Genomic DNA, 17584 nt, shown 5'->3' on the forward strand with positions numbered 1-17584 from the left:
TTGGCGAATTGACGATTTTTTAGCCACTGCGCACCATCGATGACGTAACAGACCCAGAACACACCATAAAAATTTCAAAAAACGGGTACGACCTCATGCCTCTGCAAAACTCCGCCCTGGCCGCGCGCCACGGCACCCCGCACGCCGGCATCGGCGACAAGATCCGCGGCGCCCTGGCCGTGGGTAAAACGCGCTGGGGCATGTTGGCCCTGGTGTTTTTCGCCACCACCCTCAACTACATCGACCGCGCCGCGCTGGGCGTCATGCAACCGATCCTCGCCAAAGAGATGAGCTGGACGGCGATGGACTACGCCAACATCAACTTCTGGTTCCAGGTCGGCTACGCCATCGGTTTTGTGCTGCAGGGTCGCTTGATCGACCGAGTGGGCGTGAAACGCGTGTTCTTCTGCGCCGTGCTGTTGTGGAGCCTGGCCACCGGCGCCCACGGCCTGGCGACCTCGGCCGTTGGCTTTATGGTGTGCCGCTTTATCCTCGGGCTGACCGAAGCCGCCAACTACCCGGCCTGCGTCAAGACCACGCGGTTGTGGTTCCCAGCCGGTGAACGTGCAGTGGCCACCGGTATCTTCAACGCCGGCACCAACGTCGGCGCGATGATGACGCCGATGCTGCTGCCATTGATCCTGCACGTGTGGGGCTGGCAGGCGGCGTTCCTGTGCATGGCCTCGCTTGGCGCGATCTGGCTGGTGTTCTGGGGCTTGAAGTACTACAACCCCGAAGATCATCCGACCGTTAAACAATCCGAATTGGACTACGTGCAGCAGCAAGTCGAACCGGAACAACCGGGCGTACCGTTCAGCCGCATCCTGCGCATGCGCGGCACCTGGGCCTTCGCCATCGCCTATGCGCTCACCGCGCCGGTATTCTGGTTCTACCTGTATTGGCTGCCGCCGTTCCTGAACCAGCAATACAACCTGGGCATCAACGTGACCCAGATGGGCATTCCGCTGATCATCATCTACCTGACGGCGGATTTTGGCAGCGTGGGTGGCGGGATTCTGTCGTCGTTCCTGATCGGTCGTGGCATGAACTCGATCAAGGCGCGGTTGCTGTCGATGCTGCTGTTCGCCTGCTGCATCGTCGGCGTGATCATGGCGGCCGGCTCCAGCCAGTTGTGGGTCGCGGTGTTTGCCATCTCCCTGGCCATCGGCGCACACCAGGCCTGGACCGCGAACATCTGGAGCCTGGTGATGGACTACACGCCCAAGCACATGATGAGCACGGTGTTCGGTTTCGGCGGCATGTGCGCGGCCATCGGCGGCATGTTCATGACCCAGATCGTCGGCCATATCCTGACGGTGACCAACAACAACTACACCGTGTTGTTCACCCTGATCCCGGCGATGTACTTCATTGCGCTGACGTGGATGTACTTCATGGCGCCGCGCAAGATTCCTACCGTAGACGTCTAACTCTACCTACGCCGCTGCTGCCAGGCAGCGGCCAGCCCGCTCATGCAGATCACCCCGATGCCGACCACCGTGGTCACGTCGGGGGTATGGCTGAACACCAGCCAGCCCAACAACCCCGCAAACACGATCTGGCAATAGCCGAACGGCGCCAGCAAGGCCGGCGCCGCAAAGCGGAACGCCTGGGTCAGCATCAAGTGCGCGGTCATCCCGCAAGTGCCCAGGGCCAGCATCAATGCGCCATGCCACAGCGTCGGGACTTGCCAGAAGAACGGCACCATCGCACTCATCACCAAGGTATTGCACAGGCCGGCAAAGAAGTTGCTGGTGGTGGGCGTGTCGTATTGGCTGAGGATGCGCGTGAGCAGTTGGTAGAAGCAGAAGAACAACGCCGAACACAGCGGCAGCAACACCGCCGGGGTGAACAATTCGCCGCCGGGGTGGATGATGATCAGCACGCCGACAAACCCGCAGATCACCGCCAGCCATTGGCCACGGGTCACGTGTTCACCCAGCAGCGGCACCGAGAGCGCCGTCACCAGGATCGGCGCCAGGAAGTTCACCGCCGTGGCTTCCGCCAGCGGGATGTAATGCAGCGCCGCGGTAAAAAACAGGCTGGTGCCCAACAGGCACAACGCCCGTACCACCTGCATCCCCGGCCGTTTGCTGCGCAATACCCGCAGGCCCGATTGCGGCAGGAAAATCCCGGCCATCAACAAGGTGTGCACCAGGTAACGCGCCCACACCACCATCACGATCGGGTAGAACCCCGCGAGGTATTTGGACAAGGCGTCGTGACTGGAAAACAGAAACGTCGCCAAAACAATCAGCAAAATGCCCTTGAAGGGATGGTTGACGCCGGATAAAGGGGTACTGACGGTCATCGGATTCTCGTGTGTGGCGCGCGGTCGAGCTCAACCCGGTAATCTAGCAGCCGGGTCGAAGCCTGCTCCAAGAGCATAACCAAACACCGTGCGAACAGCGCACTAAATCACGGGTTTCGAGTCCAACGCTGCACGTTGACCGCCCAGTTGCACACTTTTTAACCAAGGCCTTGCTGCTATGAAAAAAATCCTCTTTGCTCTTTCTGCCCTTGCCCTGCTCACCGCCTGCAACCAGGAAAACAAGGAAGCGCCTAAACCCGCGCCGGCTTCCGTACAAGCCACCCTAGTGCCAGAAACCCCGCCCACCGACAAATGGGTCGGCAAATGGATCGGCGTCGAAGGCCTCTACCTCACCATCGCCAAGGACGACAGCATCGGCCGTGGTCACTACCTGCTGACCATGAAATACAGCCTGGATGATGACGCCGTCGGCACCTTCAAGGGTGCAGCCAACGAAGATGGCATCGCCTTTACCCGAACAGACGGCCCGCAGCAGTTGAGCGCCGGCAACGGCGAAGCCACCGGTTTGAAATGGTTGGCGGATAAAAAGGATTGCCTGATCGTCGATACCGGCGAAGGTTATTGCCGCGATTAACAGCCATACTCTTTCCCAATTAATGTAGGACCGTTCACCGAGAGGATTGCCCCATGCTATGGAAAAAAGGCCGACGCAGCGACAACGTGGTGGATGCCCGCGATGACAGCGGTGGCGGTGGCGGCATGCGCTTTGGTGGCGGCAAAGGCCTGAGCCTGACGGCCATTGTGCTGATCGTCGGCATCGGTTGGCTGACCGGCCAGGACCCGTTGCAGATCCTCGGCCAGTTGACCGGCCAGATGGAACAGGCGCCGTCGGTGAGCACGCAATCGCACCAGGCGCCACCGGCCAACGATGAACAAGCGGATTTCGTCCGCGCAGTGCTGGGCGATACCGAAGACACCTGGGCCCAGGTATTCCAGGAAAACGGCTTGGCGTACAAGAACCCGAAACTGATCTTGTTCCGTGGCCGGGTGAATTCCGCCTGCGGGGGTGCCACCTCGGCCAGCGGCCCGTTTTATTGCCCGGCTGACCAGCAGGTGTACCTGGACCTGGATTTCTTCCGGGAAATGTCACAACGCTTCCAGGCCGCCGGCGACTTTGCCCAGGCTTACGTGATCGCCCACGAAGTCGGGCACCACGTGCAGACGCTGCTGGGTATCTCGTCGAAGATCCAGGCGGCACGCCAGCAAGGTCGGCAGATGCAGGGTGACGGCGGTCTGCTGGTCCGTCAGGAACTGCAAGCCGACTGCTTCGCCGGGGTGTGGGCCAACCGTGCGCAAAAGCGTCTGAACTGGCTGGAGCCGGGCGATATTGAAGAAGCACTGAATGCGGCCAACGCCATTGGCGATGACCGGTTGCAGCAACAGGGTCAAGGGCGCGTCGTGCCGGACTCGTTTACCCACGGCACCTCGGCACAGCGGGTTCGCTGGTTCAAGACCGGCTTTGCCCAGGGCCAGATCACTCAATGCGACACTTTTACCGCCAAGAGCCTTTAGATGAATAAACGATTGGGATTGCTGCTGGGTTTGTTGGTCACCGGTTCCGCCTTGGCCGCCGGGCATAACGTCAACGAGGCCAATCTCGATCGCTTCCCCCTGAAGGCCGGGGATCTGAGCCTGGGGTTGAGCCAGGATTGGCGCCAGCCACTGCCCAACGTCACCCGTGCGTTGATCATCGTGCATGGGCGCCTGCGCGATGCGCAGACCTATCTGGAAAGCGGCGAGAAAGCAGCCGAGAATGCTGGGCAAGCGGCCAACACCTTGGTGATCGCGCCAAGGTTTCTCATTGAGTCGGATGCGCGGCACGAGCATCTGGACAATCAGCTACTGCGTTGGACCGACAACGGCTGGATGGCCGGTGAGCCGTCCACCGGCCCAGGCCAAATCAGCTCCTACGGCGCCCTCGACCAGATCATCAAGCACCTGGGCAACCGCAAACTGCTCCCTGCGTTGAAAGAAATCGTGGTGGCCGGGCATTCCGGGGGTGGCCAGGTGGTACAGCGGTTTGCCCTCACCAGCCACGACCATCCGAAACTGCAAACCGAAGGCATCCGCCTGCGTTACGTGGTGGCCAACCCGTCCTCCTACGCCTACTTCACCCCGCAGCGCCCGGTGAAATTCGACATTGCCAGTTGCCCTGGTTTCAACGACTGGAAATACGGCCTGCAAAACCTGCCGGCCTACGCCCAAGGCCAGAGCGCCGAACAGCTGGAACAGGCGTATGTGTCACGCAACATCACCTACCTGCTGGGCCAACAGGACATCGACCCAAACCATCACGCGCTGGACAAAGGCTGTGAGGCCGAAACCCAGGGCGCGTATCGCCTGATTCGCGGGCATAACTATTTTGACTACCTCAAGCAGCGGCATCCGCAGTTGGGGCATCAGTTGGTGGAGGTGCCGGGGGTGGGGCATAACGGGGATGGGATGTTTACGTCGCCGGAAGGCCAGAAGGTACTGTTTCCAAATAACTGACGGAACCGGATAAAACTGTGGGAGCGGCGGTGCGACGATTCGACTTGCTCGCTCCCACATTGGATCTTCAGAGACCGATCTAAATCATCCGGCGCAACACCGAGCAATCCTCGGCATGCCAATCTGCCAACTCCGGCCACGGATTCTCCGGCAAATTCACCAACACCGTCCGCGTCCCCGCTGCCCGGCCACAATCCAGGTCGAAGCGGTAATCACCGACCATCACCATCTCGCTCGGCGCCACGTCCCAAGCGGCCGCCAGTTTCAGCAAGCCATCCGGATCAGGCTTGGGTTGCGCATCGTCACGCCCCAGCACGTCCTCGATGGCAAAGCAGTCCGCCAGGCCGATCGCCTCCAGGGTGACGTGCGCCAGCTCCCGCGCATTGCGAGTCAGGATGCCCAGGCGGTAACCACGCCCGGCCAATTCGCGCACCAGCTCCACCGCACCTTCAGCCGCGACCGAACCCAGCGCCAACTCGCGCTCATGCTCCAGCAACCAGGCATGCTTGGCCGCCGCGACATCCGCTGGCAACGCCGCCAGGTGCGTGAGGATGTCGTCCTCGGGCGGAATATCCAGGGCCACGCGAATAGCCGCGAAGTCATGCACGGCCACCGTGAGGGTGCCGTCCATGTCGAACACCCAGTGTTTTACCTCCGACAGGCTCATGCCCAATCCTTGCGATGGCGGATCAGGCCTTCCTGGGTCACCGAGGCCACCAGTTGCCCGGCGCGGTTGTACACACTGCCACGGGAGAAACCCCGGGAATTACCGGCCCATGGGCTGTCCATGGCGTAGAGCAACCAGTCATCGGCACGCAGGTCGGCGTGGAACCACAGCGCGTGGTCGAGGCTGGCGACTTGCATGTCTTTCTGCCAGACCGTCTTGCCATGGGGCAGCAAGGAGGTGGTCAGCAGGCCGAAGTCCGAGGCGTAGGCCAGCAGGTATTTATGCAGCGCCGGCGAGTCGGCCAGGGCGCCGTCGGCACGGAACCACACGTACTTGACCGGGTCGGACGGCTGCGGGTTGAACGGGTCTTTTTCGGTGACCGGGCGCACTTCGATCGGCTTGGGGCACAGCAGCTTGTCGCGCATGGGCTCGGGGATCAGGTGCGCGCGCTGGTGGGTCAGCTCCAGCTCCGACGGCAGGTTTTCCGGGCCCACTACCACAGGCATGGTGGTCTGGTGGTCGAAGCCTTGTTCGTCGTACTGGAACGAGGTAGTGCAAGTGAAGATCGGGTGGCCCTTCTGGATCGCGGTCACACGGCGCGTGCTGAAACTGCCGCCATCACGCACACGGTCCACTGAATACACCACCGGCAACTTCGCATCGCCGGGACGCAGGAAGTAACCGTGCAGGGAATGCACGTGCCGCGCTTCTTCTACGGTCTGGCTGGCGGCCGACAGCGACTGGCCGAGCACCTGGCCGCCGAACAGTTGGCGAAAACCCAGGTCTTGGCTGCGGCCGCGAAAGAGGTTTTCCTCGATCGGCTCCAGGGTCAGCAGGTCCACCAGATCTTCCAATACTTGGCTCATAGAGCAACTCCTACAATCTATGGGGCATTCCGGGCTGCTTATCCGTGCAGCGTGTCCAACCATTGGGCGCGGGTGATGCGGTACAAAACATGAGGGCGCAGCGGGTCATCGGCTGCGACCTTGGGGTGTTCAAAATCTGCCTGGGGATCGTAATGCATACCGATGGCCTGCATGACTTTTTGTGAGGGCAGATTGGCCTCCGTGGTGAAGGCGACGATTTCGTCCAGTTTCAAACGATCAAACCCACAGCGCAATGCGGTCCAGGCCGCCTCGCTGGCATAGCCCAGCCCCCAGTGTTCACGGGCCAGGCGCCAGCCGATTTCCACCGCCGGGGTAAAATCAGCCTCGAAACTGACATTCAGCAACCCGGTGAGGCCGATGAATTCACCGGTGTCCTTGCGCTGCAACGCCCACAGGCCAAAGCCATATTCAGCAAAGTGCCCACGAATGCGGCCGATGAGCGCGGCGCTTTCCAGGTGGCTCAGCTTGGCCGGGAAATAGCGCATCACCTGTGGGTCGGCGCACATGCGCGCAAACTCCGCCAGGTCGCTGTCGCGCCATTGGCGCAGCACCAGGCGTGCGCTTTCCAATTCCAGTATCGGCTCCATGGGTCCCCTCCCTTGCCATGTGCGTGAGTGTACAACGCGGGTAAGATGCGTCGCAGGTTCCCGTCAGAAAATCCCATGCCTTTGCCATTGATCTACCACGATGACTACAGCCCCGAGTTCCCGGCGGACCACCGGTTCCCCATGGACAAATTCCGCCTGTTGCGCGACCACCTGGTGGACAGCGGCCTGACCGAGGACCGCCAACTGCTGCGCCCACAACTGTGCCCACCGGAGATTCTGGCCCTGGCCCATGACGCTGGGTATATCGAGCGCTACATGGGCGGCGAATTATCCCGGGAAGACCAACGCCGCCTCGGCCTGCCCTGGAACGAAGCCCTGGCCCGTCGTACCGTGCGGGCGGTGGGCGGTTCGATTCTCGCGGCGGAACAAGCCCTGGAACACGGCCTGGCCTGCCACCTGGCCGGCGGCACCCACCACGCCCACTACGATTACCCGGCGGGCTTCTGCATCTTCAATGACTTGGCGGTGATCAGCCATTACCTGCTGGCCAGCGGCCGGGTCAGCCGTGTGCTGATCTTCGATTGCGACGTGCACCAGGGCGACGGCACCGCGCGCATCCTCCACGACACACCGGACGCCATCACCGTGTCGCTGCACTGCGAAAAGAACTTCCCCGCGCGCAAGGCCCAGAGCGACTGGGACATCCCGTTGCCCATGGGCATGGGCGATGCCGACTACCTCAAGGTGGTGGACGATGCGCTCAACTACTTGCTGCCGCTCTACCAACCCGACCTGGTGCTGTACGACGCTGGCGTCGATGTACACAAAGACGACGCCCTCGGTTACCTCAAACTGACAGACCAGGGCGTCGCCGCCCGTGATGAAAGCGTGATGCGCCACTGCCTGGGCCGCGATATCCCGGTGATGGGCGTGATCGGTGGCGGCTACAGCAAGGACCGCCCGGCCCTCGCCCGCCGCCACGGCATCCTGCACCACAGCGCGCAACGGGTGTGGACGTCATCAGGTTGTCACTGAAATGTGGGCGTTACCCACAATCCCTGTGGAACCACCTGTGGATAACTTGAGCGTAACGGCCTGAAAGCCAGTAGCCGTATAGCCTGTAAGAAACTGTACGTTTTTTTGACCAGATACTTTTCCACAGCCGTGAAACGTTGTGGAACTTGGCGCCGGCGGCCGTTTTGCAACAAAACTGCCGCACGCCGCCGTCAACCTGAAGGCCTCTCCCGCTTTCAGAGTACCCAGCGATGGCAACTTACAAGATCGGCAGTAGCGCGACGCCCGGCAATGACGACGCCCTGAAGAAAGTCGCCGCCACCTTCGACGTGGCGATGTCCCGCGCCCTCTCCGGCTTCAAGGAAGCCGCCCACCCCGGCAACTTCAAGGTGCTGGCGGTAACCGATAACACCAAGGACAAAAAGATCGCCGACGTCAAAGCCACCGGCGACCAGGAAGCGATCAAGCGCCTCAACGACCCGAACCTGGCCGACATCAGCAACACCGGTGTGCCCCTGGCCAACATCGCCAGCATCACCAAGATTTCCGACAACGTCCTGGAGCTGAAAACCCGCGACGGCAAGGACATCATCATTATCAAGCAGATGACCCCGTACCTGTTCGACGGCATGGCTGGCAAAGTCGACGCCGTGGACGCGCTGAACAAGAGCAAGGCCGACGGCTACCGCATCGCCCAGGCCGGCGACACCGCGCCAGGCCTGGACACCTACAAGGGCATCGGCCCGGCCGATGAGGTGGGGCCGGGCATGATTCGTTACGAAACCCTGTCGGGTGACAAGGTCGTCGTCAGTAAGGAAACCAACAGCGACCTGTACGAAAAGGTTAAGTCTGACGGCGAAACCTGGGGCCTGATCAACGACAGCAAAAATGACGGGTATCGCCTGGCCGGTGCCGATGAGGCCGGCAGCGTGAGCCTGGTGGGTACGCCGGAAGAACTCGGCCACGGGCTGATCCGCTACGAGACCGCTTCCGGCGACAAGATCATCGTGTCCCAGGCCATCAGCCCCGACCTGTACGCCTCGGTGGTCAAGGAGTCCAACGGCATCTTTGGCGTCGACGGCGCCGTGGACACCAACTGGATCGACAACTCCAAGTACGCCAGCGCCAAGGACTGGGACAAGATCGTCGGCAACACCAGCGGCACACCGACCCAGGAAGAACGCGACCTCGACCGCCCGCGCGCCGCCTCGAAAATGCTCAGCGACAACTGGGACAAATGGGGCCTGCACGACCGCCCAATCGACTTCTCCAACCCGCCCGCCGACCTGCCACCCGAAGCCCAGGCTTGCCTCAAGTACCTGGCCGGCAGCCCGAGCCTGATGAACGCCCTCGACAGCGGCGGCCTGGGCAAAAGCGATGGGGTGATTACGCACGCCGATGTGGATAAGTTCATCAGCCAATCGAACAAGGATCTGTCGGCCGCTTCGAAGTCCTACAGCACCTTCCTCAGCAAGAACCCCGACGCCACCGGCCTGGCCAAGGAAAACGCCAAGTCCGCCGCCATTGTCATGGCCAATATCTCCCTGGTCAGCAGCGCCGGCCCGGAAATGCAGGGGCCCAACCAGCGTGCCAACAATGGCAGCCTGAACACCGCCAACCTCAAGGCGATCAAGGATGACTCGGGCCTGAGCCCCGAGCTGACCGGCGCCGCAGGCTATTGGTCCACCCCCGGCATGCTGCGCACCCTCGACATGGCCGGCGACCTGCCCGCCACCGCCAAGGCCGACGGCATCACTCAACAGAAAAACCTCGGCGCGTGGCTGGAAAACCAGGCGCCCAAGGACGACCACGGCGTGTTGATGATGCTCAGCAACGCCGCGGTACGCAGCTCGGTGGCCGATGTCGACACCTCCAAGCTGACCAAGGACGTGCTCGAACACCCGGAGAACTACGACGGCAAGACCAAAGCCGCCGTGATGATGGAAATCAGCGACGCCCGCGCGCGCATGGCCGCCAGTGACAAAGTGGGCGACGGCGACCTGTATGCGGGGATTACCGCGGACACCGAATACCACCTCAATCCGACCAAATCCAAGGTCACCGACCAGCTCGACGCCGCCATCGGCCAGCTGTCCAGCGACCCGGACGTGAAGACCTTCTTGGCGCAGAACCAGGCGTCCGGCATGCGCGATATCGTCAACAGCGACCCGGCGATCAAGCATGAGCTGCAGGCCTACCAGGACGGCCAGATCAACAGCGGCAACGTGCTCAACACCGCCCTGAACACCAAAGGCGCCGATGGCAAACCGCTGTCGCTCATGGACGCCCTGAGCCTGGCCGGCACCGACGCCACCCTCACCGACCTGGCCCTGGGCGGCGATGGGCATGTGGACCTCAGTGTCATCGCGGAAAAATCGGGAAAATCCGGGGACATCGAGCAGTTCTTCAAGGACCACATCCTCAACGGCAAAGACCTGCAAGACGCTCTCGCCCAGCCGAACGCCGACCCGATGACCGCCATCGGCCAGTACGCCGCCCACGCCGAGTTGCTCAAGGAATTCCTCGGTGACAAGGTCTCGGCCCAGGACTCGTCGACGGTGCAGCAATACGTCAACCAGGCGGTGTCCGACTCCCTGGTCAACGGCGCCAACGACGACGTGCTCAAAGGCGCGTTCGGCGATGCCAATGGCAACTTCGACGAGGCCAAGACCACGGCCATCATCGAGAAAGCCATGGCCGACGACCCAGAGATGTTCAAGGACGCCACGGGGGCGCAGATCAAGCCGCAGGACGTGATCTCGTTGATCCGCTCGATGTGGGACGTGAACCGCCAGGGCGAGAAGATCAGCGACGTACTGCCCAAGGCCGTGGATGGGCTGAAGCTCAACGTCAGCGATTCGTACAAACAGGGCCTGCTGCACATCGGCAGCGCCTTACTGGCCGGCGGCGTGCTGGCGGCGCGCTCGGCCACGGGCGGCAACAGCCCGGCAGACAACGCCGGGCGCGTGGCGGCAGGCATGCAGTTTGCCGGCCTGATCACCGAAGGCGGCACCAAATACGCCAAAGAAGCCGGCTACGGCATGACCTGGAAACCCACGCCGATCGACCCGAACAAACCCCAAGGCATCGGTGACTTCCCCACCGGCAAAATGGTGCAGAACACAGACGGCCTCAACCGCCTGGGCAACCTGGGCAAGATCGTCGGCGGCACCGGTAGCTTTATCGGCGGTGTGTTCGGCCTGATCAGCGGGGTCAACAGCGCGTTTGCCGGGGATAAACTCAACGCCGGTTTCTCACTCACCAGCGGCGCCCTGGGCACCGGCGCGGCCGTGGCCTCGATCATCGAAGGCGGCGCGGGCCTGTTCGGCATTGCCGACGCGGCGGCCATCGCCGGCACCTTCGCCGGGGTATTGGGTTGGGCGGCAGCCGGGGTGGGCATCGTGACCAGCTTTGTATTCCCGATCATCGAGGTGGTGAAACGGGAAAAACAACAGGACGCGTTCTTTGGCAACCTGGTGCCGACCCTGGATAAATATGGCCTCACCGGCGGCCCGATCACCGACGCCGACCGCAAGGATGAATACCCGCCCTACGCCAACACTGGTTTTGCCTGAGTACTTTTTGCCTAACGGCACGGGGCGCGCATTGCTTACAATGGGCGCCCTTTGTTTTTGACCAGGCCTGCCGATGTCCGCTACTGCTCCTTCCCACGTTGCCATTATCGGCGGTGGCCCTGCCGGGTTGATGGCCGCCGAAGTCCTGAGCCAGGCGGGCGTGCGGGTGGACCTGTACGACGGCATGCCTTCAGTGGGCCGCAAGTTCCTGCTGGCCGGCGTGGGCGGCATGAACATCACCCACTCCGAAGCGTACCCGGCATTCCTGTCACGCTACGCCGAACGCGCGCCGCACATGGCGCCGTTACTGCGTAGTTTCGGGTCCGAGGCGTTGTGTGAATGGATTCATGACTTGGGCATCGAGACGTTTGTCGGCACCTCCGGCCGCGTGTTTCCCACCGACATGAAAGCCGCGCCCCTGTTGCGCGCCTGGCTCAAACGCCTGCGCGACCAAGGCGTGGTTATCCACACCCGTCATCGCTGGCTGGGCTGGACTGCCGAGGGCGACTTACTTATCCACAGCCCCGACGGCGAAAAAACGGTCCACAGCGACGCCGTGCTGCTGGCCCTTGGCGGCGGCAGCTGGTCACGGTTGGGGTCTGACGGCGCCTGGCTCAAGTTGCTGGAGGACAAAGGCGTGCCTTACGCCCCGCTGCAACCGAGCAACTGCGGTTTCGAGGTGTCGGCCTGGAGCGGATTGATGGTCAGCAAATTCGCTGGCGCGCCGTTGAAAAACGTCGCGATGGGTTTGGGTGACGACAAGCCTCGTCTGGGTGAATGCGTAATCACCGCCAGCGGGATCGAAGGCAGCCTGATCTACGCGCTGTCGGCGCCGATCCGCGAAGCGATCAACCGCGACGGTTCGGCCACCGTGCACATCGACCTGCTGCCGAGCAAGGCGCTGGACAAGGTTCAGGCCACCTTGGCCAAACCCCGTGGCTCACGTTCGATGAGCAAACACCTGCACAGCCAGTTGGGGTTGGATGGCGTCAAAGCCGCACTGCTGCGCGAGTTGGCGCCGTCTGACCACTTCAATGATCCGGCGCAGTTGTCGGTGGATATCAAGGCGTTGCCGCTGACGCTGGTGAAGACCCGGCCGATGGATGAAGCGATCAGCACAGCGGGCGGCGTGCCGTTTGAGGCGTTGGATGAGCGCTTGATGCTCAAGCAATTGCCGGGGGTGTTTTGTGCGGGGGAGATGCTGGATTGGGAAGCACCGACGGGCGGGTATTTGCTGACGGGGTGCTTTGCCAGCGGCAGAGCAGCTGGGCGGGGGATGTTGGAGTGGCTTAATCGGCGCTGAAGATCCTGTGGTGAGCGGGCTTGCCCCGCGCTGGGCTGCGCAGCGGCCCCAATAAGGGCGCCGCGCTCTTTCAGTTAGAACGGAGTGTCAGGTTTTGGGGCTGCTACGCAGCCCAGCGCGGGGCAAGCCCGCTCACCACAGACTGCGCTCTCAATGCAGCAGTAACTTACTTCTTCTTGCGCGGCCCGGTATTAAAAACAGGCACCTTGCGCACCGGTTTGATCGACGGCTCCGACGGCGCCACTTCCCCGCTGTCCACCCACTTACCAAGGTTGCGCTTACCGCCACCGCCCGAGGTTTTAGGCTTTTTCGGTTTCTTTGGCTTCTTCACCACCTGCCCGCTGGCATCGGTGTCCGGCACGCGGTGTTCCGGTTCGAAGTCCTGCTCCATGTGGCGGGCCAAGGTCTGACGTGTCAGCATCTCGATGGCTGACAGCATGTTCACTTCATCGGCACACACCAGGGAAATCGCCTCACCGGTGTTGCCCGCACGCCCGGTACGGCCGATACGGTGGATGTAGTCTTCGGCCACGATCGGCAGGTCGAAGTTAACCACCAGCGGCAAGTCTTCGATATCCAGGCCACGGGCCGCCACGTCGGTGGCCACCAGGATCTGCACGTCACTCGACTTGAAACGGTCCAGCGCACGCTGGCGCGTGGCTTGCGGCTTGTCGCCATGGATACCGTCGGCATTGATGCCCAGGCCCTGCAACTTATCCACCAGCGCATCCACGCCGTTACGGGTCTTGGCGAACACCAGCACCTGCTTCCAGCGGCCTTTGCGCATCAGGTGCACAAACAGCTCCGGCTTGCGCTTCTTGTCCACCGGCACAATCCACTGCTTGACCGTGTTGGCAGCGACGTTGCGCGGGCTGACTTCGATGCTCAGCGGGTCGTTGAGCATCTGCCCGGCCAGCGTGCGGATCTCATCGGAGAAGGTCGCGGAGAACAGCAGGGTCTGGCGCTTTTTCGGCAGCATGCGATAGATGTTCGCCAGCTCTTCAGAGAAACCCAGGTCGAGCATGCGGTCGGCTTCGTCCAGCACCAGGGTTTGCAGCTGGTTGAGTTTCAGCGCGTTCTGGCGGAACAGGTCGATCAGGCGGCCAGGGGTGGCGACCAGGATGTCGACGCCTTTGCGCAACTTCATCATCTGCGGGTTGATGCTCACGCCGCCGTACACTGCGTAAGTGGTCAGCGGCAGGTTTTGCGCGTACTCGGCAACGCTGGCGTGCACCTGCTCGGCCAGCTCGCGGGTCGGGCACAGGATCAGCGCGCGTGCCGAGTTGGCCGCGACTTTCGGCCCTTCCATCGTCAGCAGTTGCAACAACGGCACGGCGAAACCGGCGGTCTTGCCGGTGCCGGTCTGGGCCGCAGCCATCAGGTCGCGACCGGCCAGCACCGCCGGAATGGCTTGCGCCTGCACCGGCGTCGGGGTCTGGTAGCCAAGCGTCTCAAGGGCGCGCAGCAAGGGTTCGATCAGGCCAAGGGTGGCGAAAGTCATGTGTTTACCGTAGGAAAAATTCAGCGCAAGGTCGCAATGCGCCGCAGTTTACCTTATTTCCGCCTTCGGCTTGCGCCACTGGGGCAGGCTGATCAGCAGGACGGCGCTGATAATCACCAGCATGGCCAACGCTTCTTCCAGACCAATGGTCTCGCCGACGAACACGATACCGAGCAATACAGCGACCGCCGGGTTCACATAGGCATAGCTGGTCGCCGCCGCCGGGCGCACATGCTTGAGCAGGTACATATAGGCGTTGAAGGCGATGATCGAGCCGAACACCGTCAGATAGGCCAGGGCCAGCCAGCCTTCCAGCGGTGGCACGGCCTGCAGGCGCTCACCGGACAGCGCGCTGATGATCAATAGCGCGACGCCCGCCACCAGCATTTCCGCAGCACTGGCCATGGCGCCTTGGGGCAGTGGCAATTGCCGGCTCCACACCGAACCGAACGCCCAGGAGGCCGCCGCCACCAACAGCAGCACAGCCCCCATCGGACTCGATTGCAACGTGCTGCCCATATTGAGCATGGCGATGCCGATGATCCCCAGGATCACCCCCGCCCACTCCAAGCGAGTGTTGCGCGCGCCCCAGAAATACCCACACAACAAGGTGAACAACGGCACCGTCGCCACGGCCAGCGCCGCCACGCCGGACGACACGCCCATGTGTTCCGCCACGCTGACGCCGCCGTTGCCCACGGTGAGCAGCAAAAGACCGATCATCCCGGCCGCCTTCCATTGCGGCCACGTCGGCGCCGGCACCCCGCGCCAACGCAGGAAGCCATACATCAACGCCCCCGCCGTGCAAAACCGAATCCCCGCCAGCAACAACGGTGGCCAGTACTCCACGCCGATGCGAATCACCAGATAGGTGGAACCCCAGATCACATACAGCGCAAAAAAGGCGGCGATCAACGGTAAGGGAAAGCGACGTGGGCCAGGCATTGGGCGGCTCTATGGCAGGAGATGGGAGGCTTATTCTAAAAAGGCAGGTCGTTAAACATAAGTTACAAAACCTGTTTAAAACGCCAATACACTTTTCAAAGCATGGTTGTGAAGGCTATAAACCGTGCTTTCGAAAGTCACGCGCAACCGGAGCCTTATCATGGACAAATACGACCGCATGCTCCTCAGCGCCCTGCTCGAAGACGGCCGCGCGTCCTACGCGCAACTGGCCCGCACGGTAAACCTCTCCGCCCCCGCCGTGGCCGAGCGCGTGGCCAAACTGGAGGCCAGTGGCGTGATCACCGGGTATCAGGCCAAGGTGGACCTGTCCAAAGTGGGCTTGCCGATTCAGTGCGTGATTGAGCTGCGCTTGACCAATCACGGCAGCCAGAAGGTGTATGACGCGTTGGCGGAAATTCCGGAGTTGACGGAGTGCCATCGGGTGACCGGCGATCCGTGCGTGATCATGCAGGCGGCGGTGGGGTCGATGCCAGAGTTGGAGAGTCTGATCAACCGCGTGGCCAAGTTCGGGTTCAGCAAGACTTCGATTATTTTGTCGAGCGCGATAGAACGGCGGGTGCCGTTGGGGCAGTTGGAGGGCAATGGGAAAAGTGGTGGCTGAGCCGCCGCCATCGCGGGCAAGCCCGGCTCCCACTTTTGAAATGCATTCCAACTGTGGGAGCTGGCTTGCCTGCGATGACGTAAGTTGCATCAATGCACATTTGAGCGCTCAACAATCAAATCGACAATCTGCTTGATAGTAGTGATGTGATCCCAATCCGCCTGAGTCGCTTGCAGCTTGAACTGCCACTTGATCTGCATGACGAAGCAGGTCAAGTCGTCATCAATGATCTTAAAGTCATGGATGAAATCCGTTTGCTCTGTCACTTGGCTGCGGTCGATGTAGCCAATGATATCGACGAACAGTTGGATTACCTTTTCGCTGATCTCGGCTCTCATTTGGCTAACTCTCTTTTCTTCTCCCCCGATATCGGAACAGATACCAGAGGGCTGTTCTAGATGGCCAGCAAGACCGGTCCCTTTCACTTGCGGGAAGTTTCCGAGCGAGCTTCAACCCCCTGCTCCGCAAAGACTGCACCACTAATCTGCCCCACGTCATCGGCCCCTCGATGACCGGAAGTGCAAGCCGAAATTGACGGAAGGAGCGAGTCAAATACTCTGGAGCTCTGAACATGATCAAAGCAACTTCCACATCGAACGCAAACTTCCTCAGCGAAGACGCCCTGCTCAACCGCCGCGCCCTCGACTACTACCTCAAAGCGTCCGCCCCGGATGCGCCCCATTTCATTTTGAACGACAACCTGAGCTTCGAAGACGCGCTCGCCCATGCGGCTGACTTGCTGCATTGTGCGGTGGAGACGGTGCAGGATTCGGCTGAGGTGCTGAGCGCGCAGCAGCGGGCGGTGATGCATCTGGTGGGGATGGCGAAGGGGGTGGTGGATCGGGCGTTGGAGTGTGTGCAGCCGCGATAGCCTAACTTTGTGGCGAGCGGGCTTGCCCCGCGTTGGGCTGCGAAGCGGCCCCAAAACCAGGCGCAGAGAGCTACCTGAAAACACGCGGCGCCCTTATTGGGGGCTGCTTCGCAGCCCAACGCGGGGCAAGCCCGCTCGCCACAAAAAAGCCATTTGCCACAACCATCCAGCTCGGCACAGATGCTTTGTCTACGGCGTTCTAGAACCCGCGATGCTTCTTCAGATGCTCATTGATCTTCGCCGCCGGCACTTTCTGCAAGGTGCACAGCAGGTCGTGGGACAGTTCACGCAAGCCATGGGTGCCGCGCAGCTCCTGAGCCAGATGGGCCGTGAGGTTGGCGGCCATCTCCGCATCCGCCATCGCCCGGTGGGCCTTGCCGGTGTGGGGCAACTGAGCGAAGGCGTTCAACGTGCCAAGCTTGTGATTCGGCGCCGATGGCATGAGACGGCGGGCCAGTAGCAGCGAACAGGCGAACTTCTGCAAACGCGTCCGGCGAATCAACCCCAGCTCGTAATCCCAGAACTTCTGGTCGAACGCGGCGTTGTGCGCCAGCAACGGTGTGACGCCGACGAACTCATTGACCTCATTCATCACCCGCTCCGCCGGCGGTGCGCTGCGCAGCATGGCGTTGCTGATGCCGGTGAGTTGTTCGATGAACGCGGGCACATGCACGCCGGTTTTCATCAGGCTCTGGTAGCGGTCCACGATCTGGCCACGCTCAAGGATGACCACCGCAATTTCCGTGGCCCGGCAGTGGCTGCTCGGGGTGATGCCGGTGGTTTCAAAGTCGATGACCGCTATACGTTCCAAACCTGTTCCAACTCCGTC

General features: G+C 61.8%; 17 protein-coding genes. 9 read left to right on the forward strand and 8 right to left on the reverse strand.

Annotated elements, in window-relative coordinates:
• Positions 1-95 precede the first annotated feature (95 nt).
• Positions 96-1430, forward strand: a complete 1335-nt coding sequence (locus tag ACP7BX_RS21560; RefSeq protein WP_016976741.1) for an MFS transporter — start codon at positions 96-98, stop codon at positions 1428-1430.
• 2 nt (positions 1431-1432) lie between these two features.
• Here ACP7BX_RS21560 and ACP7BX_RS21565 read toward each other — a convergent pair whose 3' ends face one another.
• On the reverse strand, positions 1433-2311 hold the full coding sequence (locus tag ACP7BX_RS21565; RefSeq protein ID WP_033897907.1) for a DMT family transporter: 879 nt from the start codon (positions 2309-2311) through the stop codon (positions 1433-1435).
• A gap of 178 nt (positions 2312-2489) precedes the next feature.
• Here ACP7BX_RS21565 and ACP7BX_RS21570 point away from each other — a divergent pair, with 178 nt between their 5' ends.
• Genes ACP7BX_RS21570 through ACP7BX_RS21580 form a run of 3 tightly spaced genes read left to right on the forward strand, consistent with a single transcriptional unit; the run spans position 2490 to position 4822 of the window.
• Complete coding sequence (locus tag ACP7BX_RS21570) at positions 2490-2906, forward strand: lipoprotein (protein WP_426129955.1); 417 nt, start codon at positions 2490-2492, stop codon at positions 2904-2906.
• Positions 2907-2959: 53 nt separating this feature from the next.
• Entirely contained in the window at positions 2960-3844 is an 885-nt protein-coding gene (gene ypfJ / locus ACP7BX_RS21575) for a KPN_02809 family neutral zinc metallopeptidase (protein ID WP_426129953.1), read from the forward strand.
• Positions 3845-4822, forward strand: a complete 978-nt coding sequence (locus tag ACP7BX_RS21580) for an alpha/beta hydrolase (protein ID WP_426129951.1) — start codon at positions 3845-3847, stop codon at positions 4820-4822.
• A 79-nt stretch (positions 4823-4901) separates the two neighbouring features.
• On the opposite strand, the gene ACP7BX_RS21585 is transcribed toward ACP7BX_RS21580, so the two are convergent.
• From ACP7BX_RS21585 to ACP7BX_RS21595, 3 genes are read right to left on the reverse strand one after another with little or no spacing between them, the layout of a single operon-like run.
• Complete coding sequence (locus ACP7BX_RS21585; RefSeq protein ID WP_426129949.1) at positions 4902-5489, reverse strand: HAD family hydrolase; 588 nt, start codon at positions 5487-5489, stop codon at positions 4902-4904.
• A complete protein-coding gene (tesB, locus tag ACP7BX_RS21590; RefSeq protein ID WP_426129947.1) occupies positions 5486-6355 on the reverse strand; it encodes an acyl-CoA thioesterase II in 870 nt (289 codons plus the stop codon). The genes ACP7BX_RS21585 and tesB overlap by 4 nt, the downstream gene beginning before the upstream one ends.
• A gap of 38 nt (positions 6356-6393) precedes the next feature.
• On the reverse strand, positions 6394-6963 hold the full coding sequence (locus ACP7BX_RS21595) for a GNAT family N-acetyltransferase (RefSeq protein ID WP_033897913.1): 570 nt from the start codon (positions 6961-6963) through the stop codon (positions 6394-6396).
• Between the two features lie 75 nt (positions 6964-7038).
• On the opposite strand from ACP7BX_RS21595, the gene ACP7BX_RS21600 reads away from it, so the two are divergent.
• The 3 genes from ACP7BX_RS21600 (at position 7039) to ACP7BX_RS21610 (ending at position 12816) form a co-directional block, all read left to right on the forward strand.
• Complete coding sequence (locus tag ACP7BX_RS21600) at positions 7039-7959, forward strand: histone deacetylase family protein (protein WP_061434273.1); 921 nt, start codon at positions 7039-7041, stop codon at positions 7957-7959.
• Positions 7960-8189: 230 nt separating this feature from the next.
• A complete protein-coding gene (locus tag ACP7BX_RS21605; protein ID WP_426129944.1) occupies positions 8190-11513 on the forward strand; it encodes a type III effector HrpK domain-containing protein in 3324 nt (1107 codons plus the stop codon).
• Positions 11514-11586: 73 nt separating this feature from the next.
• Positions 11587-12816: a TIGR03862 family flavoprotein gene (locus ACP7BX_RS21610; protein ID WP_426129942.1), complete on the forward strand. Its 1230-nt coding sequence runs from the start codon at positions 11587-11589 to the stop codon at positions 12814-12816.
• A 166-nt stretch (positions 12817-12982) separates the two neighbouring features.
• Here the strand turns inward: ACP7BX_RS21610 and ACP7BX_RS21615 are convergent, their stop codons facing one another.
• Positions 12983-14317, reverse strand: coding sequence for a DEAD/DEAH box helicase (locus ACP7BX_RS21615; RefSeq protein WP_178951439.1), 1335 nt, complete (start codon positions 14315-14317; stop codon positions 12983-12985).
• Between the two features lie 48 nt (positions 14318-14365).
• Positions 14366-15262, reverse strand: coding sequence for a drug/metabolite exporter YedA (gene yedA, locus ACP7BX_RS21620; RefSeq protein ID WP_033896507.1), 897 nt, complete (start codon positions 15260-15262; stop codon positions 14366-14368).
• 160 nt (positions 15263-15422) lie between these two features.
• Here yedA and ACP7BX_RS21625 point away from each other — a divergent pair, with 160 nt between their 5' ends.
• Positions 15423-15884 (forward strand): Lrp/AsnC family transcriptional regulator, encoded by a 462-nt coding sequence (locus ACP7BX_RS21625; protein ID WP_016976725.1) that lies wholly within the window; start codon positions 15423-15425, stop codon positions 15882-15884.
• Between the two features lie 89 nt (positions 15885-15973).
• On the opposite strand, the gene ACP7BX_RS21630 is transcribed toward ACP7BX_RS21625, so the two are convergent.
• Positions 15974-16222, reverse strand: a complete 249-nt coding sequence (locus ACP7BX_RS21630; RefSeq protein WP_426129940.1) for an acyl carrier protein — start codon at positions 16220-16222, stop codon at positions 15974-15976.
• 233 nt (positions 16223-16455) lie between these two features.
• Here ACP7BX_RS21630 and ACP7BX_RS21635 point away from each other — a divergent pair, with 233 nt between their 5' ends.
• Positions 16456-16755: a DUF6124 family protein gene (locus ACP7BX_RS21635; RefSeq protein ID WP_426129938.1), complete on the forward strand. Its 300-nt coding sequence runs from the start codon at positions 16456-16458 to the stop codon at positions 16753-16755.
• Between the two features lie 199 nt (positions 16756-16954).
• On the opposite strand, the gene ACP7BX_RS21640 is transcribed toward ACP7BX_RS21635, so the two are convergent.
• Positions 16955-17566, reverse strand: coding sequence for a 3'-5' exonuclease (locus ACP7BX_RS21640; RefSeq protein WP_095013631.1), 612 nt, complete (start codon positions 17564-17566; stop codon positions 16955-16957).
• Between the last annotated feature and the right edge of the window lie 18 nt (positions 17567-17584).

The organism is Pseudomonas sp. DWP3-1-3b3, assembly GCF_049896305.1.
GTDB classification, from domain to species: Bacteria; Pseudomonadota; Gammaproteobacteria; order Pseudomonadales; family Pseudomonadaceae; genus Aquipseudomonas; species Aquipseudomonas azotoformans_A.

Bases quoted from the DNA above. Each gene is read 5' to 3' on its own strand.
- ACP7BX_RS21560 (WP_016976741.1), top strand. From the start codon at position 96: ATGCCTCTGCAAAACTCCGCCCTGGCCGCGCGCCACGGCACCCCGCAC.
- ACP7BX_RS21565 (WP_033897907.1), bottom strand. From the start codon at position 2,311: ATGACCGTCAGTACCCCTTTATCCGGCGTCAACCATCCCTTCAAGGGC.
- ACP7BX_RS21570 (WP_426129955.1), top strand. From the start codon at position 2,490: ATGAAAAAAATCCTCTTTGCTCTTTCTGCCCTTGCCCTGCTCACCGCC.
- ypfJ (WP_426129953.1), top strand. From the start codon at position 2,960: ATGCTATGGAAAAAAGGCCGACGCAGCGACAACGTGGTGGATGCCCGC.
- ACP7BX_RS21580 (WP_426129951.1), top strand. From the start codon at position 3,845: ATGAATAAACGATTGGGATTGCTGCTGGGTTTGTTGGTCACCGGTTCC.
- ACP7BX_RS21585 (WP_426129949.1), bottom strand. From the start codon at position 5,489: ATGAGCCTGTCGGAGGTAAAACACTGGGTGTTCGACATGGACGGCACC.
- tesB (WP_426129947.1), bottom strand. From the start codon at position 6,355: ATGAGCCAAGTATTGGAAGATCTGGTGGACCTGCTGACCCTGGAGCCG.
- ACP7BX_RS21595 (WP_033897913.1), bottom strand. From the start codon at position 6,963: ATGGAGCCGATACTGGAATTGGAAAGCGCACGCCTGGTGCTGCGCCAA.
- ACP7BX_RS21600 (WP_061434273.1), top strand. From the start codon at position 7,039: ATGCCTTTGCCATTGATCTACCACGATGACTACAGCCCCGAGTTCCCG.
- ACP7BX_RS21605 (WP_426129944.1), top strand. From the start codon at position 8,190: ATGGCAACTTACAAGATCGGCAGTAGCGCGACGCCCGGCAATGACGAC.
- ACP7BX_RS21610 (WP_426129942.1), top strand. From the start codon at position 11,587: ATGTCCGCTACTGCTCCTTCCCACGTTGCCATTATCGGCGGTGGCCCT.
- ACP7BX_RS21615 (WP_178951439.1), bottom strand. From the start codon at position 14,317: ATGACTTTCGCCACCCTTGGCCTGATCGAACCCTTGCTGCGCGCCCTT.
- yedA (WP_033896507.1), bottom strand. From the start codon at position 15,262: ATGCCTGGCCCACGTCGCTTTCCCTTACCGTTGATCGCCGCCTTTTTT.
- ACP7BX_RS21625 (WP_016976725.1), top strand. From the start codon at position 15,423: ATGGACAAATACGACCGCATGCTCCTCAGCGCCCTGCTCGAAGACGGC.
- ACP7BX_RS21630 (WP_426129940.1), bottom strand. From the start codon at position 16,222: ATGAGAGCCGAGATCAGCGAAAAGGTAATCCAACTGTTCGTCGATATC.
- ACP7BX_RS21635 (WP_426129938.1), top strand. From the start codon at position 16,456: ATGATCAAAGCAACTTCCACATCGAACGCAAACTTCCTCAGCGAAGAC.